The sequence below is a fragment of the Sphingobacterium sp. UBA5639 genome (assembly GCF_002421245.1).
Classification (GTDB): Bacteria; Bacteroidota; Bacteroidia; order Sphingobacteriales; family Sphingobacteriaceae; genus Sphingobacterium; species Sphingobacterium multivorum.
The window spans coordinates 1-16,184 of record NZ_DIJR01000006.1; the positions used below are offsets into that span (position 1 = coordinate 1).

Consider the following 16,184-nt stretch of genomic DNA (forward strand, 5'->3'; position numbering starts at 1 on the left):
GGGTTTTGTTAAGGAACGACTAAACAATAACCAATTTTTTTATTTCATATGATTTACTTTACACGAAAAGTTGCCTTTTCAATGGGGCTAGCTTTCTTGTTTACTTTGGTGAATTTGGTATTTGCCCAAGACCGAGTTCAAGTCAGTGGACGTATCTTGGATGCTCAAGATCAGAAACCACTCTCTGGAGTAACCATTACACAAAAAGGAAGTAATAATGCAGTCTCCAGTAATGCAGATGGGCGTTTTCAAATTTCTGCTAGCATCGGCAGTATACTCCAATTTACGTTTGTTGGCTACGACAGCAAAGAATTACCTGCCAACAGTACCATGGTCGTCCAATTGAATTCATCAACCAATATGCTGGAGGATGTCATTGTAATCGGTTATGGTAGTGTTAAAAGAAAAGATGTCACGACTGCAATCTCTTCTGTTTCCACGAAAGACCTTGAAAAGCGACCTGTGACTAATTTTGGACAAGCCATTCAAGGTAAGGCTGCCGGCGTCACTGTTATTCAACCGAGTGGCCAGCCTGGTGCAGCACCTCAGATACAAATTCGGGGGATAACGTCTTTTAATAGTAATACCACTCCTTTATATGTTGTTGATGGAGTTCCTGTGGAAGATATTAAGTTCTTGTCTCCCAATGACATCACGGACATTCAAATTCTAAAGGACGCCTCATCGGCAGCGATCTACGGCTCGCGTGGTTCAAACGGTGTCATCTTGGTTACGACAAAATCAGGAAAAGCCGGCGAAGCAAAAATTACGCTTGGAACACAGTGGACGGCCAATGTTGTCAATAACACGGTTAAAGTTTTAAATACCAGTCAATACAAAGACTTACAGGATGAAATAGGTATGATCAATCTGCCGGAGGGATTGTTGGATCAAACGGATTGGTTCAAAGAAACCTACAAGACAGGTATTCAACAAAATCATCAAATATCCATCTCGGATGGTAATGAGAAGCTTCGTTACTATTTAGGTGGAGGGTACTTGAACGAAAAAGGAACATTACAAGGATCCTTTTTTAGACGATATAATTTTCGTGCTAATATTGATAACCAAGTTCGAAAATGGCTAAAGGTGAATGCGAATATCAATTATTCCGATAACAATGATAATGGAATTACCTCCGGATTGGGTTCTAACCGTGGTGGAGTAGTTACATCTGTAATCACAACACCTACTTACGCCCCTGTATGGGATCCAACAAATCCAGATCGATTCTATAATAATTTTTATGGGATCAACAACATCACCAGTCCTTTGGAAAACCTAGCCCGGACAAGAAATAATAATAACCGCGAAAACCGTCTTGTTGCCACAGGAAGTGCATTGATTTCCTTTATGCCTAACTTAACATGGAAAACTTCATTTTCATTAGATCGAAGATCCGGGGTGATGACCACCTTTTTGGATCCTTGGACGACAGCGTGGGGAAGAAATCAATTCGGGGAAGCTTCGGATATTCGTAATACAAATACCGTGTTAACGTGGGACAATTTCTTGACGTACACGAAGAGCTTCGGAAAGCATAATTTGGAAGTAATGGGCGGTTCGTCATGGACGGATTCTAAGTACTCCAGAAGCTATATCTATGGTTCAAACTATGCAAATGGAATCATTGAGACACTTAATGCTGCAAATAAGATCTCTTGGGATAGAACAGGATCTACAGCATCCAATTGGGGGATTATGTCCTATTTCGCACGCGCAATGTACAATTATGATGGCAAGTATTTATTGACCGCAAATATGCGTGCCGATGGTTCTTCCAAGCTAAGTCCAGAACGACGCTGGGGCTATTTTCCATCGGTATCGGCTGCTTGGAGAATCTCTGCTGAAGATTTTATGAAAGATGTAACCTGGATAAACGACTTAAAAATCCGGGGGGGATGGGGACAGACAGGTAATCAATACGGATTAGGCGATTATGCTTACCTGCAATTGAGCGGTATCCAACGTCAACAATGGTTTGTTGAGGGAAAAGACAATGCTGTACCAAATATCAATAAACCAACAATCTTAAGAGCGAAGGATTTAACTTGGGAAACGACAAGCACAACCAGTATCGGTTTTGATGTCACGATGTTGAATAATCGACTCAGCATCAGCGCCGATTACTACAACAAGGATACCAAGAATCTTTTAATGAATGCGAGCTTGCCTGCAGGACAGCAAGCAACTACAATCCAAAGAAATGGTGGAAGGTTGAATAATCATGGTTTTGAATTTGCGGTAAATTCGAAAAATCTGACCGGTAACTTGACTTGGAACACAGATTTTAATATCTCTTTCAACAGAAATAAGCTTCAGCAGCTCGACTTACAACAGGTGTATTATGATGTCAAAACGAACGATTATGTCAATGATTTTGTGGTGAAAAATGAGCCCGGAAGATCGCTTGCAGGATTCTTCGGTTATATTTCAGATGGCGTAAACCCTGAAACCGGTGAGCTCATGTATCGCGACCTGAACGGAGATGGCAAGATCTCGTCAAGCGACCGTACGTATATCGGCAATCCCCTGCCAAAGTTTGTGTATGGTATGACAAATAGTTTCTCCTGGAAAAATTTCGATCTAAGCGTATTCATTCAGGGAACTTATGGAAACGACATCTTCAATGCCAGCCGTATGGAAACAGAAGGGATGTATGATGGTCGAAATCAAACGACAGTTGTATTGGATCGTTGGCGGGTACCGGGACAGATTACCCATGTTCCTAAAGCTGGGTTTGACATGAAGAATTCAACCTATTTTGTTGAAGATGGTAGTTATTTGCGGATGAAAAATGTGTCCTTGGGCTATTCCATTTCTCCGGAGAGACTGAAGCGTATTGGTATCCATAAAATTCAGCCTTATCTATCTGTAAGCAATCTGTTTACCTTGACTAAGTATTCGGGTATGGATCCGGAAGTAAACCAATATTCGGGCGGATCCGATTCGAGAATACAAGGTATAGATTGGGGTACCTATCCACAGAATCGTTCATTTGTTTTAGGTCTTAATATTGAGTTTTAATTGTCTGTATCATGAAAAAATATATAAGTAATGCTCTTTCTTTGCTATCCGGCTCTTTGTTTTTATTTTCTTGCTCTTTGAACCGTGATCCACTTTCAGATTATTCGGATGTGAGTCAAGGGAAGACCGAGACAGGAACGCAGATTGTTTTTAAGAATAGAGCTGAGGTTGAGACCTATTTGGCGGGGATTTATCAGCAAATGAAAGATCGGCAGGAACATTGGTATCTCGATCTGCTCCTAATCGGAGATTCCCATGCCGATAATTCCTATGCGGGAACGACGGGAGCGGAAGTTGTACCTTTTGAAAATAATTCTATTGAAGGGTCTAATTCGGTTGTTGACCGGGATTGGGGAAGATATCTGGAAGATGTTGGACGTGCAAATCGATTGATCATTTACGTTGATAGTGTTGCTGATAAATCGTTGAGCGATACGGATATTAGAACGTATAAGGCACAAGCTAAACTATTCAGAGCATTGGCGATGTTTGATATGGTCCGTATATTCGGATCTATCCCTGTCATTACCACAATTGCACCCGATATTACAGGTGACAATGTCAATGAAGTTTATCCGCAATATTTTCCAAAACAAGCCACAGAAGAAGAAGCCTATAAGCAGATCGAAAAAGACTTGATGGACGGATTGGCTGATACACCAGCCAACAATAATGGGAATAAGACTTTATTTACCAAATCCGTCGCACGAGCGATGCTGGCAAAGATCTATGCCGAAAAACCAATTCGCGATTACGCTAAAGTTATCCAATATGTTGACGCATTGGCTGCGGATGGATTTGATCTGAATACCAATTACTCAGATCTATATGCAATGAATGCAAGCAACACAGATCTTGCACAGCGGAATACGAAAGAATCGATTTTGGAAGCACAGTTTACTTCGGGTGGAGGTAATTGGGCGACTTGGATGTTTGGAAGGGATTTGTCCAATTATGATAATAACTTCACATGGGCCAAATGGATAACCCCATCTCGGGACTTGATTCAAGCGTATACGAATGAAGGGGACCAGGTTCGTTTGGGGCAATCTATTGTTTATTATTCCACTACTTGGAGCAACTATTATCCGTCAAACCATTATCCATTCATGTTTAAATTACGTTCTGCATTTAATAGTATTGTCAAGCTTCGTTACGCAGACCTTTTATTGTTAAAAGCGGAAGCATTAATTCAGCAGGGATCAGATCTATCTGGAGCGGCAGACATTATTGACAAAATTCGCACCCGTGCTAAATTGCCTAAAATATCCGCTGCCGTACGTTCAAATAAGGATGCTTTATTAGACGCTTATTTGAAAGAACGTCGTCTTGAATTGGCCTTCGAAGGACAACGATGGTTTGATCTCGTGCGCTTAGATAAGGTGGAATCTGTCATGAATGCTGTTTATGCTAAAGATGCTGGAAGAAAGGCACAGGTGTATCCCTTCACGAAGAACTCTTACCGTTTACCAATTCCGCAACCAAAAATTGATCAGAATCCTAATCTAGTTCAGAATCCGGGGTATTAACTGATTTAACAACGGAAATCCTCATTTGATGGATGGCGAAAAATTTATTAACAGATGAAACGCAATAATAAAAAAACTATGATATATACATTCTTGTTGTCCTGTCTAGTGACGGCAACATCTTGTAACCGTGACAGCTATATACCTTCACAAGGTGATGAAATTAAAAAAAGTGGTGATGTTACCATTTATACGACGACAGGCAGTCGGTCTTTGGATTTTGGAAAACGCTTTGTTGATTTCAGTTCCAAATTTAACATGTCGCCCAATACAATTACGCTAGATCCAGCTAAGAAATTTCAGACAATGGACGGCTTCGGTGCAGCAGTTACAGGGTCTACCTGCTATAATCTGATGAAGATGAGTAAGGAAGATCGAACAAAATTTCTTACGGAGACTTTCTCAGATAAAGATGGAATGGGAATGAATTACATCCGTATTGCTATTGGATGTTCCGACTTCTCTTTGAGTGAATATACCTGCTGGGATAAGGAAGGAAAGGAAAATTTTGGACTACAGTCGGAAGAAACACAATATATCATTCCAGTGCTGAAAGAAATACTTGCCATCAATCCATCCATAAAAATCATGGGCTCCCCATGGACTCCACCGAAATGGATGAAAGTTAACAACTTAACTGATTTAAAGCCCTTTGATTCGTGGACCAGTGGTCAGTTAAATCCAAAGTATTATCAGGACTATGGTTGGTATTTCGTTCAATGGATCCAAGCAATGAAGAAAGAAGGCATTCATATTTATTCGATTACTGTTCAAAATGAACCATTGAACAGAAAGAATTCCGCTTCGCTTTATATGTCATGGCAAGAGCAACAAGCTTTTGTCAAACAAGCGCTAGGCCCACAGTTAAAAGCGGCTAACTTATCAACAAAGATCTATGCATTTGATCATAATTATAACTATGATAACATTGCTGATCAGGCTGATTACCCTGTAAAGATCTATAACGATGCCGGAGCGGCTTCATTCTTCGCCGGAGCGGCGTACCATAATTATGGTGGGGATAAGGCTGAACTTATCGATATTCATAATCAACGCCCAGATAAGGAACTGGTATTTACAGAAACATCTATTGGGGAATGGAATGATGGACGCAATCTTGAAAAACGTTTGATGGAGGATATGCGTGAAGTTGCATTGGGCACCGTCAACAATTGGAGCAAGGGCGTCATTGTATGGAACCTGATGCTTGATACCGACAAAGGGCCAAATCGCGAAGGTGGCTGTCAGACATGTTATGGCGCCGTGGATATCAGTAAGGCAAATTATAAGAATATAACACGTAATTCGCACTATTATATTGTTGGTCATCTTTCCTCAGTGGTCAAATCAGGGGCCACACGGATTGGCGCTTCTGGATATACAGCGGAAGGGTTGGTTTATACTGCATTCCAAAATACAGACGGAACCTATGCTGTTGTTCTGTTAAACGAATCGGGCGATAGTCGTAAAATTACCTTGGCAGATGGTAAACATCATTTTAGCTATGATGTACCAGCTAAGTCGGTTGTTTCTTACCGCTGGACCTATTAATTGGAGGATGATAAACCTTAAGCGCTATCACATGGATAGCGCATAAATTATGAACAAATGAAAAGATATCTCATCAATATACTATTGGGAACTGCTGCAATTACCGCAGTCAGTTCCTGTAAAAAGGATGAAAAATATACCTATCAAATAGGGGATCCTAAAATCGAATTGAAATCACCTATTTCAGCCGCAAACTTTGGGGACAGTCTCGAATTTCAGCTGCACGTGTCGGATAGTGAAGTAGCGCTGTCTACGGTTAAAGCACAATTGTATTTTACAGACGACAAGGTAACAGAAACCGTCATTCGTACCAAACAAAATGGAGATTATACTGGAAAAATTTATGTTCCGTTCCTGAAAGATATTCCCGATGGAAAAGCAACCCTTAAGTTTGTCTTACAGAATATTAGCCAAAAAATAACGGAACAATCTTTTGATATTAATCTGAGCAGACCCGACTTTCCATATTTAACTTTAGTCACAGCATCTAAGTCCTATCGCATGGAAAGGGTAGGGCGTAATCAATATGCGGCAAAAGAGAATTTTCCATTTTCGGTAAAGGGCTATATTCAAGCACCAAAAGTGGGCGCACAAGGCAATCTGATGAATTTTGGTTGGGTCAATAATGTTATAAACCTAGGGTCTACGGCTGAAATCCCATTTTCAAATTCAACTTCTGGAACCTATAGCATCGCATTTAATACCTCAACTTATCAAGCTTCACCGTTTATTATTGCTTATGCCATTAATGGAACGGTATTCAGTCGCCTTGATGATGAGCACTTTAAGGCAGAGTTGAATATGGTAAAAGGCGAGAAGGTGGTTATTGACGGAATAGAAGATCTGAAGAATTGGTGGATTGATCCGGACTATTTTACACAAGCTCCTGACGGATCAATCGCTTTCAACGGAATGAACGGTAAGTATCGCGTTACTGCGGACTTTACCTTAAAATATTTTGTGGTTGAAGCGATGACAGGTAATGATTTAGCAAAATTACAAGATGACGGAAGTGGGGCGGTTTGGATTATTGGTGAAGGAATCGGAAAACCTAAGGTATCCAGTAATCAGGTAGGCTGGAACACAGATAAAGCGCTTTGTCTGGTGCCGCTAGGCAACAAGAAATACCAGATAACTGTTAAGGCAGGAGAGTCTATAAATTCTGATAACATCAATTTCAAATTTTTCCATCAAAAAGGATGGGGCGGTGAATTTGGTGGCACAGACCTGACAACGACAAGTGATATCGTTTTTGTGGGGGATGGAAAGAATGGACGCGACTCGGGCAATCTTGGCATCAAAACCGCTAAAGTATTAGAGACCGGTAAAACCTATGTTTTTACATTGGATTTAGCTGCAGGCAATAAGAAAGCTGTCTTGACGATTGCAACAAAATAATTATAATTGAGTCTTATAAGTCCTAGGTAGTAGTCTTCCTAGGACTTTTTCTTTTAAATAGCATTTGTTTATTCCAAGATTCATTTGTTATATTTGCCCAAACTCACACAGATTATCATGAGTTGGCCAGTTTACAAGATAATGAAGTAATCTTCCTGATGTAAGCTGCTATTGAGAATAAAATATTCGAATGAAAATCAGACTGTTTATATGGATTCTATTACCCTTGATGCTCCTGCAGAGCTTCTCAACGGTATGGCTATGGACAGTCTTCGAGTTGAATCGAGATTATATCGCACGTTACGAATGTATCAATCGTTTTAACGATAATGCGCTTGCCTGTCGAGGCCAGTGTATTTTGATGAAGAAAATGCGCGAACATGAGGAAAAGGAACAAAAAAATCTTGAATTACGTATCATTGATGTTGTTTTTATAAATAATACGCAAGATTTTACGTTTAAAAACACGGCTCTTTATGAAGACACTGTGGAGCGCCTGCTTCCAGTATATAAAGAAGATTATTCCTATAATCCCATCTTTACAATATTTCATCCCCCTTTGGTTTAAATCCAGCTAGTAATTTATTTGAATAAGTAATCGATCGCTGATGATGATTTACAGTGTATGCTAACGCTAGCATCGCTTTAGAATTGCGTTGTCAAAATGCGTTTAGCGATGTCTTGTCAAAGTAATCAATCTTCCGATTAAACTACTTATTCAGTATTTATTTCAAAGAAACCAATATGGTTATTTGGACTACATTGCGATGTGGCTCTGAATCATTATAATGTTGATCGTGGTTAGTAATCTACTTAAAATCAACAGGATGATTTTATTTCGCTACAAAAATATATCCATTTGTCATATAGGATGCCAGCATGATTTATTTAAACCGGGCTTGCGAGTTCACGAAGTAAATCGGAAAGCTTCCTTATACATGAAATATTATAGATGAGAGATTTATTTATAAAAAAAGCGGGTTTTTATATCGCGATTATAGGTCTTCTTGTAGTCGGCTGTACCAAGGCGAAAACAGACTATGAGGCCGAACGAGGAAATACTGTTGAAGAGAATATGGAGTTTAAAGAGGTTACAAGCCTTATTTCTTCAGGGTACAATATTCATATTGAAGCCCCGGGCGGGGTATTGTACCGCGGTTATAATGATATCCGCGTGAAAATCAATAAGCAGCAAAATAATGAACCTGTAGCCGTTTCCGCAGTCAAATTGCTGCCCATCCAAACCAATATGCAAGGAATGAAAATTGTTTGTCCAAACCAGTCCGTAATGGACCATACGTTGGATGGGAGCTACTTTTCGGGTTACAGTGTGTTTACAGATGAAAGTTCTGCAGCAGCAAACTGGAGTTTGGAAATCGATTTTAAAATTGGCGATCAGACTTTCTCTGCTGCACAGCATGTAACTGTAATGCCGCAGACCAATAAAAATCGTAATATAACCACCTTTACCGGGAAAGATGGCGAACACTATTTAATCGCCTTGATTGCTCCTTGGAAACCAAATGTTGCTGAAAATAAACTGGTCGCAGGTATTTATAAATTAGACACTGCGCAATTGTCTTATACAAGAGTCAACGGATACACCTTGCAGTTAGATCCGCGTATGCCAGAACCTTCGATGGGTAACCATTCTTCCCCCAATAATAAGGACTTGGTCCAACAGGCCAACGGATTGTACCAAGGTGTTGTCAATTACACCATGACAGGCAACTGGACGTTGAATTTTATTTTGGTCAACCAAAATGGAAGGGTAATAGCAGGAACTGAGGTACCCAAAGACTTTACACCTGGGGTAGAAGGGCGTAAAAGTGAGTTATACATCGACATTCTATTTTAGAGGCTATGAAGAAAATAAGTGTTATGCTCTTTATGTTGTCTTTGGGATGGAACGTACACGGACAAAACAATCCTATTACGCGCGATACCACGAGACGTCTAGCGGAGGTTACAGTCACCGCAGCTACTAAAAGGAGGATCGAAAACGATCTAAAGATGACAGTCTCCGTGGATGAATATTTGGCTTCTGCAAGTAATATCAGCTTCATCAAACGTGGTGCCTACGCTTGGGAACCCCTACTCAATAATATGAGTAGCGAGCGTTCGATAATTACGATCGACGGGATGCATGTCTTTGGAGCATGTACGGATAAAATGGACCCGATAACCTCTTATGTAGAAAGTAATAATCTTGCTGCCATCGATATTAAATCGGGGCAGGAGGGTAATCTGCATGGCGCTACGGTCGCGGGCAGTATAGATCTAAAAAGAAGGAATACCTCGTTTGGGCTGCAGAAAAAAATTGGCGGAGCCTATCAGACAGGTTTTGAATTCAATAATAAGCAGACGTTCAATCTTGGAAATTTATATTACTCGAGCGACAAATTTGTGGCAGATGGAAGTATTGCCTTCCGGAAGGCTGGAAATTATTATGATGGAAATGACGATGAAGTACGGCATTCGCAATATAATAAATTCAATGCGTCTTTGGGCTTGGCCTATAAAACAAGTCCGCTCTCTGCCGTTAGGGTGGATGCTATTTTTGATCGGGCAAAAGATGTGGGATTTCCAGCTTTACCAATGGACCTATCCTTATCCAGAGCGATCATCACTTCCGCTACATACAAACAGTTGTTTGAAGAGGGCTTGGTAAAAGTATGGGACACCAAAGTTTATTTTAATGCTGTTGAGCACTATATGGATGATACAACCCGTCCGGAGAATTTGGTCCATATGGATATGCCAGGCTGGAGTACGACCTACGGTCTTTTATCTAAAATTAATCTGCAGAAAGATCGTTATTCTTCGGAAATACAGGTAAATGCTTACGATAATCTATCGATAGCTGAGATGCGTATGTATCCGCAAGATCGATCCAAACAGACCATGTTTGCCTATAGCTGGCCATGGGTGACCACACGATTCGCGAGTGTAGCCATTAATAACTCGTTAGATCTTTCTGATATCAGTAGACTTGTCTTTGGGGGTTCATTGGGTTTGAACTATAACTATTCGAAATACGTTGAATTCAACTGGATCTTCCATCCGGGTTCTCCACAGAAGAAAAATAGAATTCTGCCGAGCCTACATGCTAGCTATCAGTTAAATATTGGTCAGTTTGACTTTTCTCTAGGAACAGGGTTTGGGCATCGTGCTCCTTCTGTTTCGGAAGCGTATGGTTACTACATCTATAACAGTTTCGATCGTTATGACTATATCGGAAATCCAAATTTAAAAAATGAAGTTTCTTATGAAGCCAATGCCAGTGCCGGATTTAAGACCGGAAAGCTAAGCATTGGGGCCAAGGCCAATTATTTCTTTATACAAGACTACATTATTGGCCGGATTTTGAGTTTGGGTAGCCCCATGAACTATCAATCGGTAGGCGTAAAAGGCTATACCTCTTTAGATCATGCGACGCTGTTTAATCTGGCACTCAATGCGCAATATCAAATTTTGCCAGGTCTAGATTGGAAAGCTATACTTACCTATGCCAGAGGGCAAGACAATATGGGCGGAAACCTGCCCTTTATACGTCCCTTAAGTTATCAAACATCAGTGCATTACCGATACAAAATGATCGGCGTGCAAACTTCAATGAACGGGGACTTTAGTCAAGTCAATTTTAGTCCTGAATACGGAGAGGACCAAACTGCATCCTATAAGATTTGGAATGTTTCGGCAGATTATAACTTCAATATTGGGAAATTAAATGCCGCGTTTCAGGTCGGTGCGGAGAACCTTTTCAATGAATACTATAGTACCTATGCGGATTGGGGAAATATACCACGCATGGGTAGGAATATCTTTACATCCTTAAAAATCAATTTTTAAATACCTTAGAACTTAAAAATAAAATGAAAAACAATGCAATTAAACTCCTGATGATCTCTTTGGTTATGGTTTCTTGTAGCAAAAGTGAAGACGTCGCTAACAGTGTTAACTTACATTTCAACAATACATTTAAAAATACAACAATTGTGCTGGGTAGTGCAGATTCCCCAGCTGCCACGACAAATACATCCGCCAGCGGACAACTGTATCAGTTTTCTGAGCTAAAGTATGTAATTAGCAATATCAGACTTATTAAAGCCGACGGGTCTGAGATCCCTTATAATGTAAATGACCTGGATAAAGGGGCTACAGTAATTGATCAGGCGAAAGCAGCAACTTTAAATTATGTACTGAGTAATATACCTGTTGGCGAGTATAAACAGATCAAATTCGGTTTGGGGGTAAAACAGGAAATAAATACTCTGGATCAACTGAGATTCCCAGTTTTCTATGCAACAGCAGGAGCAAATGATACTAAAATGCATTGGGAATGGGGGACAGGTTACCGATTTACGAAATTGGAGGGCTTTTATGGTGTTGATCATAAAGAGTTGTCTATTCACACAGGGAGTACGGTCAACGGTACAAACGGCGATGAATCCACTTATAAACAGGGCGTAGATGCTTACCGGGACATTACCTTGAATTTACCTTCCATAGTTACTGTTGGAAAAAGTATACCACAGATTAACATCAGGGCAGATTTCGATAAGCTCCTAAGCGGTAAAACGAATACCATCACCTTGGGGGCCAATAATGCTACACCTAGTATTCATTCAGCAGTGGAAATGGTGAAGTTTGTTGATAATCTTGGCGGCAACGGAAGCAGCGATACAGCAGGGATGTTCACTGTTGAAGGTGTTTCTAACTAAATATGATGTAAATGGCTATGATCTGGAATGCGATTGTAGCCATTTATGGAAAACACATTAGGCATAAAAGCGAACGGATGCTTTCTGCATCAGACTATTGTGTACATTTTGAATATTCATCAACCCTTGATAAAATTAATAGGATGAAAAAAGTCATCTTAATCCTGACCATTATAGTGATTGCTTTATCCTGTAGTAGGGATGATATTGTTGATTCTAAGCTGGAAGATAACCCTATAGTCACTTTCAACATTCCTGCGGATTTTCCGAGTCTAAATAATGCGTTTAAGAGCAATAAGCCAACAAAATATGGTGTTGAATTGGGGGGAAAGCTGTTTCATGAGAAAAGATTCAGTGGAAATAATACGATATCATGTGCCAGTTGCCATAACCCCGCATTGGCTTTTTCCGATGGAAAAATGCAGGCGGTAGGGATAGATGATCGTGTTGGATTTCGGAATACGCCGCCTTTGCAGAATTTGGCTTTTATGAAATTTTATAATTGGGATGGCAATATACTCGAACTGGAAAAGCAACCTTTAGTTCCAATTATCACGCATGAAGAGATGAACTCTTCTATCTTGGAGGTTATCGGCAAAATTAATGGGGATTTTGACTACAAAGTATTGTTCAAGAAGGCTTTTGGCGATGAGAATATTACACCTGAACGAATTTATAAAAGCATTGGACAATATGAGTATACCCTAATTTCAGCCGACAGTAAATATGACAAGGTAAAACGAGGTGAAGGGGAGCAATTCACTATTGAGGAAGAACGGGGGTATCAGCTGTTTAAATTGAAATGTGAAAGCTGCCATGCATCAGAATTATTTACCGATCAGAGTTTTAGAAATGTCGGGTTTCCGTTAAACAAACATCCAGATGAGGCCGGGCGAGCACGTATCACAGGTATTGATACAGACTATATGGCTTTTCGGGTACCTTCTTTAAGAAATGCGGAGTATACAGCGCCTTATGGAAGTTTTGGGCAGTTCCCAACGTTGAAATCTGTGCTGGATTATTTCGACAAGGGTGTTTTGGATGCAGCTAACCTTGATCCGATTTTGAAAGAAAATGGAAAAAGAATTCCTATGACAGAAGAAGAAAAGGAAGCGATCATCGCTTTTATTAAAACATTAAGTGATCCGAAATTTGTAGGCAAATAATGCTGATTTACGAATAGAAGAGATCAACCAATTGCTTCGTTTCCTTTACATCATGTACGCGGAGAATTTGTACACCTCTTTCGAGAAGTAGCGTATTTAAAGCAGTGGTGCCGTTTAAAGCTTCCTGGGCAGTGATTCCGATTTTTTTATAAATCATGGATTTACGGGATATTCCGCCCAAAATTGGTAATTCAAAGTAATGAAGTTCATTGACACGATAGAGTAACTCATAGTTTTGTTCCACTGTCTTTGCAAAACCAAATCCCGGATCAAGAATAATATCTTTCACCCCCATACTTCTTAGCGTCGCAATGCGGTCACCTAAAAAGGTGGCTACGTCAGTTACAATATCGTTGTAATCGGTTTTTTCCTGCATATTTTCGGGAATACCGCGCATATGCATGAGAATATACGGAACTTGATATTTTGCTACCGTGGCGAACATGTTATCGTCGAGTGTACCTCCCGAAACATCATTTATGATGTGCACTCCCGCATCGATTGCCGCAGCGGCAACGTCTGCCCTAAAGGTATCTATTGATAAAATTGCGTCAGGAAATGCAGTTTTAATCGCCCGAATAGCAGGAAGAGCTCGATCCATTTCCTCCTGTGATGAAATCAATGGAGCACCTGGACGTGAGGAATAGGCGCCAATATCAAGGATTTGAGCACCTTCAAGCAATAGCTTCTTGGCTTTCTCTACCGCAAGTTCGACGGTTGTATTGTCGCCACCATCATAAAATGAATCTGGAGTCACATTGAGTATCCCCATAATAATGGGCTTTTCGAAAGCCATTAAGGTACCATCGACCAGTATGGAATGACAGGGTGAAGGCTGGAATATTTTCATCAGAACAATGCTAGGCTTGGTGAGAAGGGCTTATTTGACAACCAAAACGCCGTCGGCAATAATGCTAATATCTTTTTTAGGTTGAGTAATCTGATCTATTTCAGCCTGTGATTTACCCAGATCCTTTGCCGCATGTTGTAACGACGCTACGGAAACTTCTTTTTTCTTCGCAATACCCTCGACAACAACCGTTTTACCGACAATGTCTGCTGGCATGAAGAAACCATAGTCCTTAAAACGAACGGTAATAGGCTCTTCACCTTCCCGTTGCAACGTCATGAAACAGCCTTTTTTCTTACATACCTCAACGACCTTACCGGCTACCTTTCCGTTGAATGCGTTCTTTTGCGTAAGTTCTTTTTCAAGCTTTGCTACTGAAATCGCATTGGACGCAGAGATTTCTTTCCCATATTTTACACCAGGTTTGGCGCCGGGAATATCCTTTTGCTGTGCCAAAGATATATTGGTAACAGCAAAGGCTAATGCAAAAAATAAAACGATCTTTTTCATGCTATTTTCTAATAAATTCAAATTTACCACTAGGGTCCAGCTTCATGACAGTAGATGATTTCCCATCTGTTGTTACGTTTCTGTCATAGGTAACAATATAGTCTACCCCATCCTTGATGGCATCCGATATTTCGTCAAAATCTTTTGCCGTTGGCTCACCACTGATATTTGCCGAAGTTGAAATGATCGGTTTGCGAAACCGTTGCAAAAGCTGTTCACAAAAAGGGTGTTTGACAATTCGAATGCCAATTGAACCGTCCTCAGCAATTGCATTGGGCGCAAGATTTTTGGCATTCGAATAGACAATTGTCAAGGGTTTTTCTGTATATTCAATAAGTTGATAAGCCACATCCGGGATTTCATTGACATAACTCGCTAATTGATTGTCGTTGTGTAAAAGGACGATCAGACTTTTGGATTTATCTCTTCCTTTTAGTTGGAAAACTTTCTCCACGGCTTCTGGATTGGTGGCATCACAGCCTATCCCCCAAATGGTGTCGGTGGGGTATAGAATTAATCCGCCGTTTTTTAACGTCTCCAAGGCCTTATTCAAATCCTCACGATCTACGAATGCACTCATCTTATCTTTATACTAGTTTTAACTTTATACAGCTACATTATGATCACGTAGTGCGTCATTTAATGAAGTCTTTTTGTCTGTAGACTCTTTACGTTGACCAATGATCAAAGCGCAAGGAACTTGGTATTCCCCCGCTGCAAATTTCTTGGTGTAAGAACCCGGAATAACAACAGAGCGGGCAGGTACATAACCTTTATATTCTACAGGTTCAGGTCCCGTAACGTCGATAATTTTTGTTGAGGCTGTCAATACAACATTGGCACCTAATACAGCCTCTTTTTCTACACGAATGCCTTCTACTACGATCGCTCTTGAACCGATAAAAACATTGTCCTCAATAATAACCGGGGCTGCTTGTACCGGCTCCAATACACCTCCAATTCCGACGCCGCCACTTAAGTGTACATGTTTCCCAATTTGCGCACAAGAGCCAACAGTTGCCCAGGTATCCACCATGGTACCTTCGTCTACATAAGCACCGATATTAACGTAAGAAGGCATCATAATCACTCCTTTAGCCAAATATGCACCTAAACGAGCGGAAGCTCCAGGTACAACACGTACACCTGTGTGCTTGTAGTCTGTTTTTAATTTCATTTTATCATGAAACACAAAAGGACCTGCAGTCATTTCGCGCATATCATTGATTGGAAAATATAAGATGACCGCTTTTTTTATCCAATCATTTACATGCCATCTTGTACCGATCATCTCAGCCACACGGATTTCACCGCTATCCAACTTCATGATAACAGCGCGGATCGCTTCTGTATATTCTTTATACTCCAATAATTGTCTATCTTCCCAAGCTTCCTCAATCAATTTTTTAAGTGGCTCTACCATATTATT

General features: G+C 40.4%; 13 protein-coding genes. 9 read left to right on the forward strand and 4 right to left on the reverse strand.

Annotated elements, in window-relative coordinates; genetic code table 11:
* The first annotated feature begins 81 nt into the window (after positions 1 to 81).
* From B4Z90_RS05715 to B4Z90_RS05755, 9 genes are all read left to right on the forward strand, one after another.
* The gene (locus B4Z90_RS05715) at positions 82 to 3,027 is read left to right on the forward strand and encodes a SusC/RagA family TonB-linked outer membrane protein (RefSeq protein ID WP_286778572.1); all 2,946 of its coding nucleotides are present in this window, start codon (positions 82 to 84) and stop codon (positions 3,025 to 3,027) included.
* 11 nt (positions 3,028 to 3,038) lie between these two features.
* On the forward strand, positions 3,039 to 4,556 hold the full coding sequence (locus tag B4Z90_RS05720) for a RagB/SusD family nutrient uptake outer membrane protein (RefSeq protein WP_286801568.1): 1,518 nt from the start codon (positions 3,039 to 3,041) through the stop codon (positions 4,554 to 4,556).
* 78 nt (positions 4,557 to 4,634) lie between these two features.
* A complete protein-coding gene (locus tag B4Z90_RS05725) occupies positions 4,635 to 6,107 on the forward strand; it encodes a glycoside hydrolase family 30 protein (RefSeq protein ID WP_083295791.1) in 1,473 nt (490 codons plus the stop codon).
* A gap of 57 nt (positions 6,108 to 6,164) precedes the next feature.
* On the forward strand, positions 6,165 to 7,505 hold the full coding sequence (locus B4Z90_RS05730) for a DUF5125 domain-containing protein (RefSeq protein ID WP_070561730.1): 1,341 nt from the start codon (positions 6,165 to 6,167) through the stop codon (positions 7,503 to 7,505).
* Between the two features lie 190 nt (positions 7,506 to 7,695).
* The gene (locus B4Z90_RS05735) at positions 7,696 to 8,073 is read left to right on the forward strand and encodes a hypothetical protein (protein ID WP_075990767.1); all 378 of its coding nucleotides are present in this window, start codon (positions 7,696 to 7,698) and stop codon (positions 8,071 to 8,073) included.
* A gap of 384 nt (positions 8,074 to 8,457) precedes the next feature.
* The gene (locus B4Z90_RS05740) at positions 8,458 to 9,363 is read left to right on the forward strand and encodes a hypothetical protein (RefSeq protein ID WP_070561728.1); all 906 of its coding nucleotides are present in this window, start codon (positions 8,458 to 8,460) and stop codon (positions 9,361 to 9,363) included.
* 5 nt (positions 9,364 to 9,368) lie between these two features.
* Positions 9,369 to 11,357: a TonB-dependent receptor plug domain-containing protein gene (locus B4Z90_RS05745; RefSeq protein WP_070561726.1), complete on the forward strand. Its 1,989-nt coding sequence runs from the start codon at positions 9,369 to 9,371 to the stop codon at positions 11,355 to 11,357.
* Positions 11,358 to 11,380: 23 nt separating this feature from the next.
* Entirely contained in the window at positions 11,381 to 12,229 is an 849-nt protein-coding gene (locus tag B4Z90_RS05750) for an MbnP family protein (protein ID WP_070561724.1), read from the forward strand.
* A 143-nt stretch (positions 12,230 to 12,372) separates the two neighbouring features.
* A complete protein-coding gene (locus tag B4Z90_RS05755; protein WP_070561808.1) occupies positions 12,373 to 13,395 on the forward strand; it encodes a cytochrome-c peroxidase in 1,023 nt (340 codons plus the stop codon).
* A gap of 7 nt (positions 13,396 to 13,402) precedes the next feature.
* Here B4Z90_RS05755 and folP read toward each other — a convergent pair whose 3' ends face one another.
* Genes folP through B4Z90_RS05775 form a run of 4 tightly spaced genes read right to left on the reverse strand, consistent with a single transcriptional unit; the run spans position 13,403 to position 16,178 of the window.
* A complete protein-coding gene (gene folP, locus B4Z90_RS05760) occupies positions 13,403 to 14,245 on the reverse strand; it encodes a dihydropteroate synthase (RefSeq protein WP_070561722.1) in 843 nt (280 codons plus the stop codon).
* Positions 14,246 to 14,275: 30 nt separating this feature from the next.
* Positions 14,276 to 14,755 (reverse strand): DUF4920 domain-containing protein, encoded by a 480-nt coding sequence (locus B4Z90_RS05765; protein WP_070561720.1) that lies wholly within the window; start codon positions 14,753 to 14,755, stop codon positions 14,276 to 14,278.
* A gap of 1 nt (position 14,756) precedes the next feature.
* The gene (locus B4Z90_RS05770) at positions 14,757 to 15,335 is read right to left on the reverse strand and encodes an L-threonylcarbamoyladenylate synthase (protein WP_070561718.1); all 579 of its coding nucleotides are present in this window, start codon (positions 15,333 to 15,335) and stop codon (positions 14,757 to 14,759) included.
* Positions 15,336 to 15,359: 24 nt separating this feature from the next.
* Positions 15,360 to 16,178, reverse strand: coding sequence for a 2,3,4,5-tetrahydropyridine-2,6-dicarboxylate N-succinyltransferase (locus B4Z90_RS05775; protein ID WP_070561716.1), 819 nt, complete (start codon positions 16,176 to 16,178; stop codon positions 15,360 to 15,362).
* Positions 16,179 to 16,184 lie beyond the last annotated feature (6 nt).

What these genes read in the sequence shown, in the direction of transcription:
- B4Z90_RS05755 (WP_070561808.1), top strand. Translation starts at nt 12,373, where the DNA reads ATGAAAAAAGTCATCTTAATCCTGACCATTATAGTGATTGCTTTATCC.
- B4Z90_RS05745 (WP_070561726.1), top strand. Translation starts at nt 9,369, where the DNA reads ATGAAGAAAATAAGTGTTATGCTCTTTATGTTGTCTTTGGGATGGAAC.
- B4Z90_RS05740 (WP_070561728.1), top strand. Translation starts at nt 8,458, where the DNA reads ATGAGAGATTTATTTATAAAAAAAGCGGGTTTTTATATCGCGATTATA.
- B4Z90_RS05725 (WP_083295791.1), top strand. Translation starts at nt 4,635, where the DNA reads ATGATATATACATTCTTGTTGTCCTGTCTAGTGACGGCAACATCTTGT.
- B4Z90_RS05765 (WP_070561720.1), bottom strand. Translation starts at nt 14,755, where the DNA reads ATGAAAAAGATCGTTTTATTTTTTGCATTAGCCTTTGCTGTTACCAAT.
- B4Z90_RS05715 (WP_286778572.1), top strand. Translation starts at nt 82, where the DNA reads ATGGGGCTAGCTTTCTTGTTTACTTTGGTGAATTTGGTATTTGCCCAA.
- B4Z90_RS05735 (WP_075990767.1), top strand. Translation starts at nt 7,696, where the DNA reads ATGAAAATCAGACTGTTTATATGGATTCTATTACCCTTGATGCTCCTG.
- B4Z90_RS05730 (WP_070561730.1), top strand. Translation starts at nt 6,165, where the DNA reads ATGAAAAGATATCTCATCAATATACTATTGGGAACTGCTGCAATTACC.
- B4Z90_RS05750 (WP_070561724.1), top strand. Translation starts at nt 11,381, where the DNA reads ATGAAAAACAATGCAATTAAACTCCTGATGATCTCTTTGGTTATGGTT.
- B4Z90_RS05720 (WP_286801568.1), top strand. Translation starts at nt 3,039, where the DNA reads ATGAAAAAATATATAAGTAATGCTCTTTCTTTGCTATCCGGCTCTTTG.
- folP (WP_070561722.1), bottom strand. Translation starts at nt 14,245, where the DNA reads ATGAAAATATTCCAGCCTTCACCCTGTCATTCCATACTGGTCGATGGT.
- B4Z90_RS05770 (WP_070561718.1), bottom strand. Translation starts at nt 15,335, where the DNA reads ATGAGTGCATTCGTAGATCGTGAGGATTTGAATAAGGCCTTGGAGACG.
- B4Z90_RS05775 (WP_070561716.1), bottom strand. Translation starts at nt 16,178, where the DNA reads ATGGTAGAGCCACTTAAAAAATTGATTGAGGAAGCTTGGGAAGATAGA.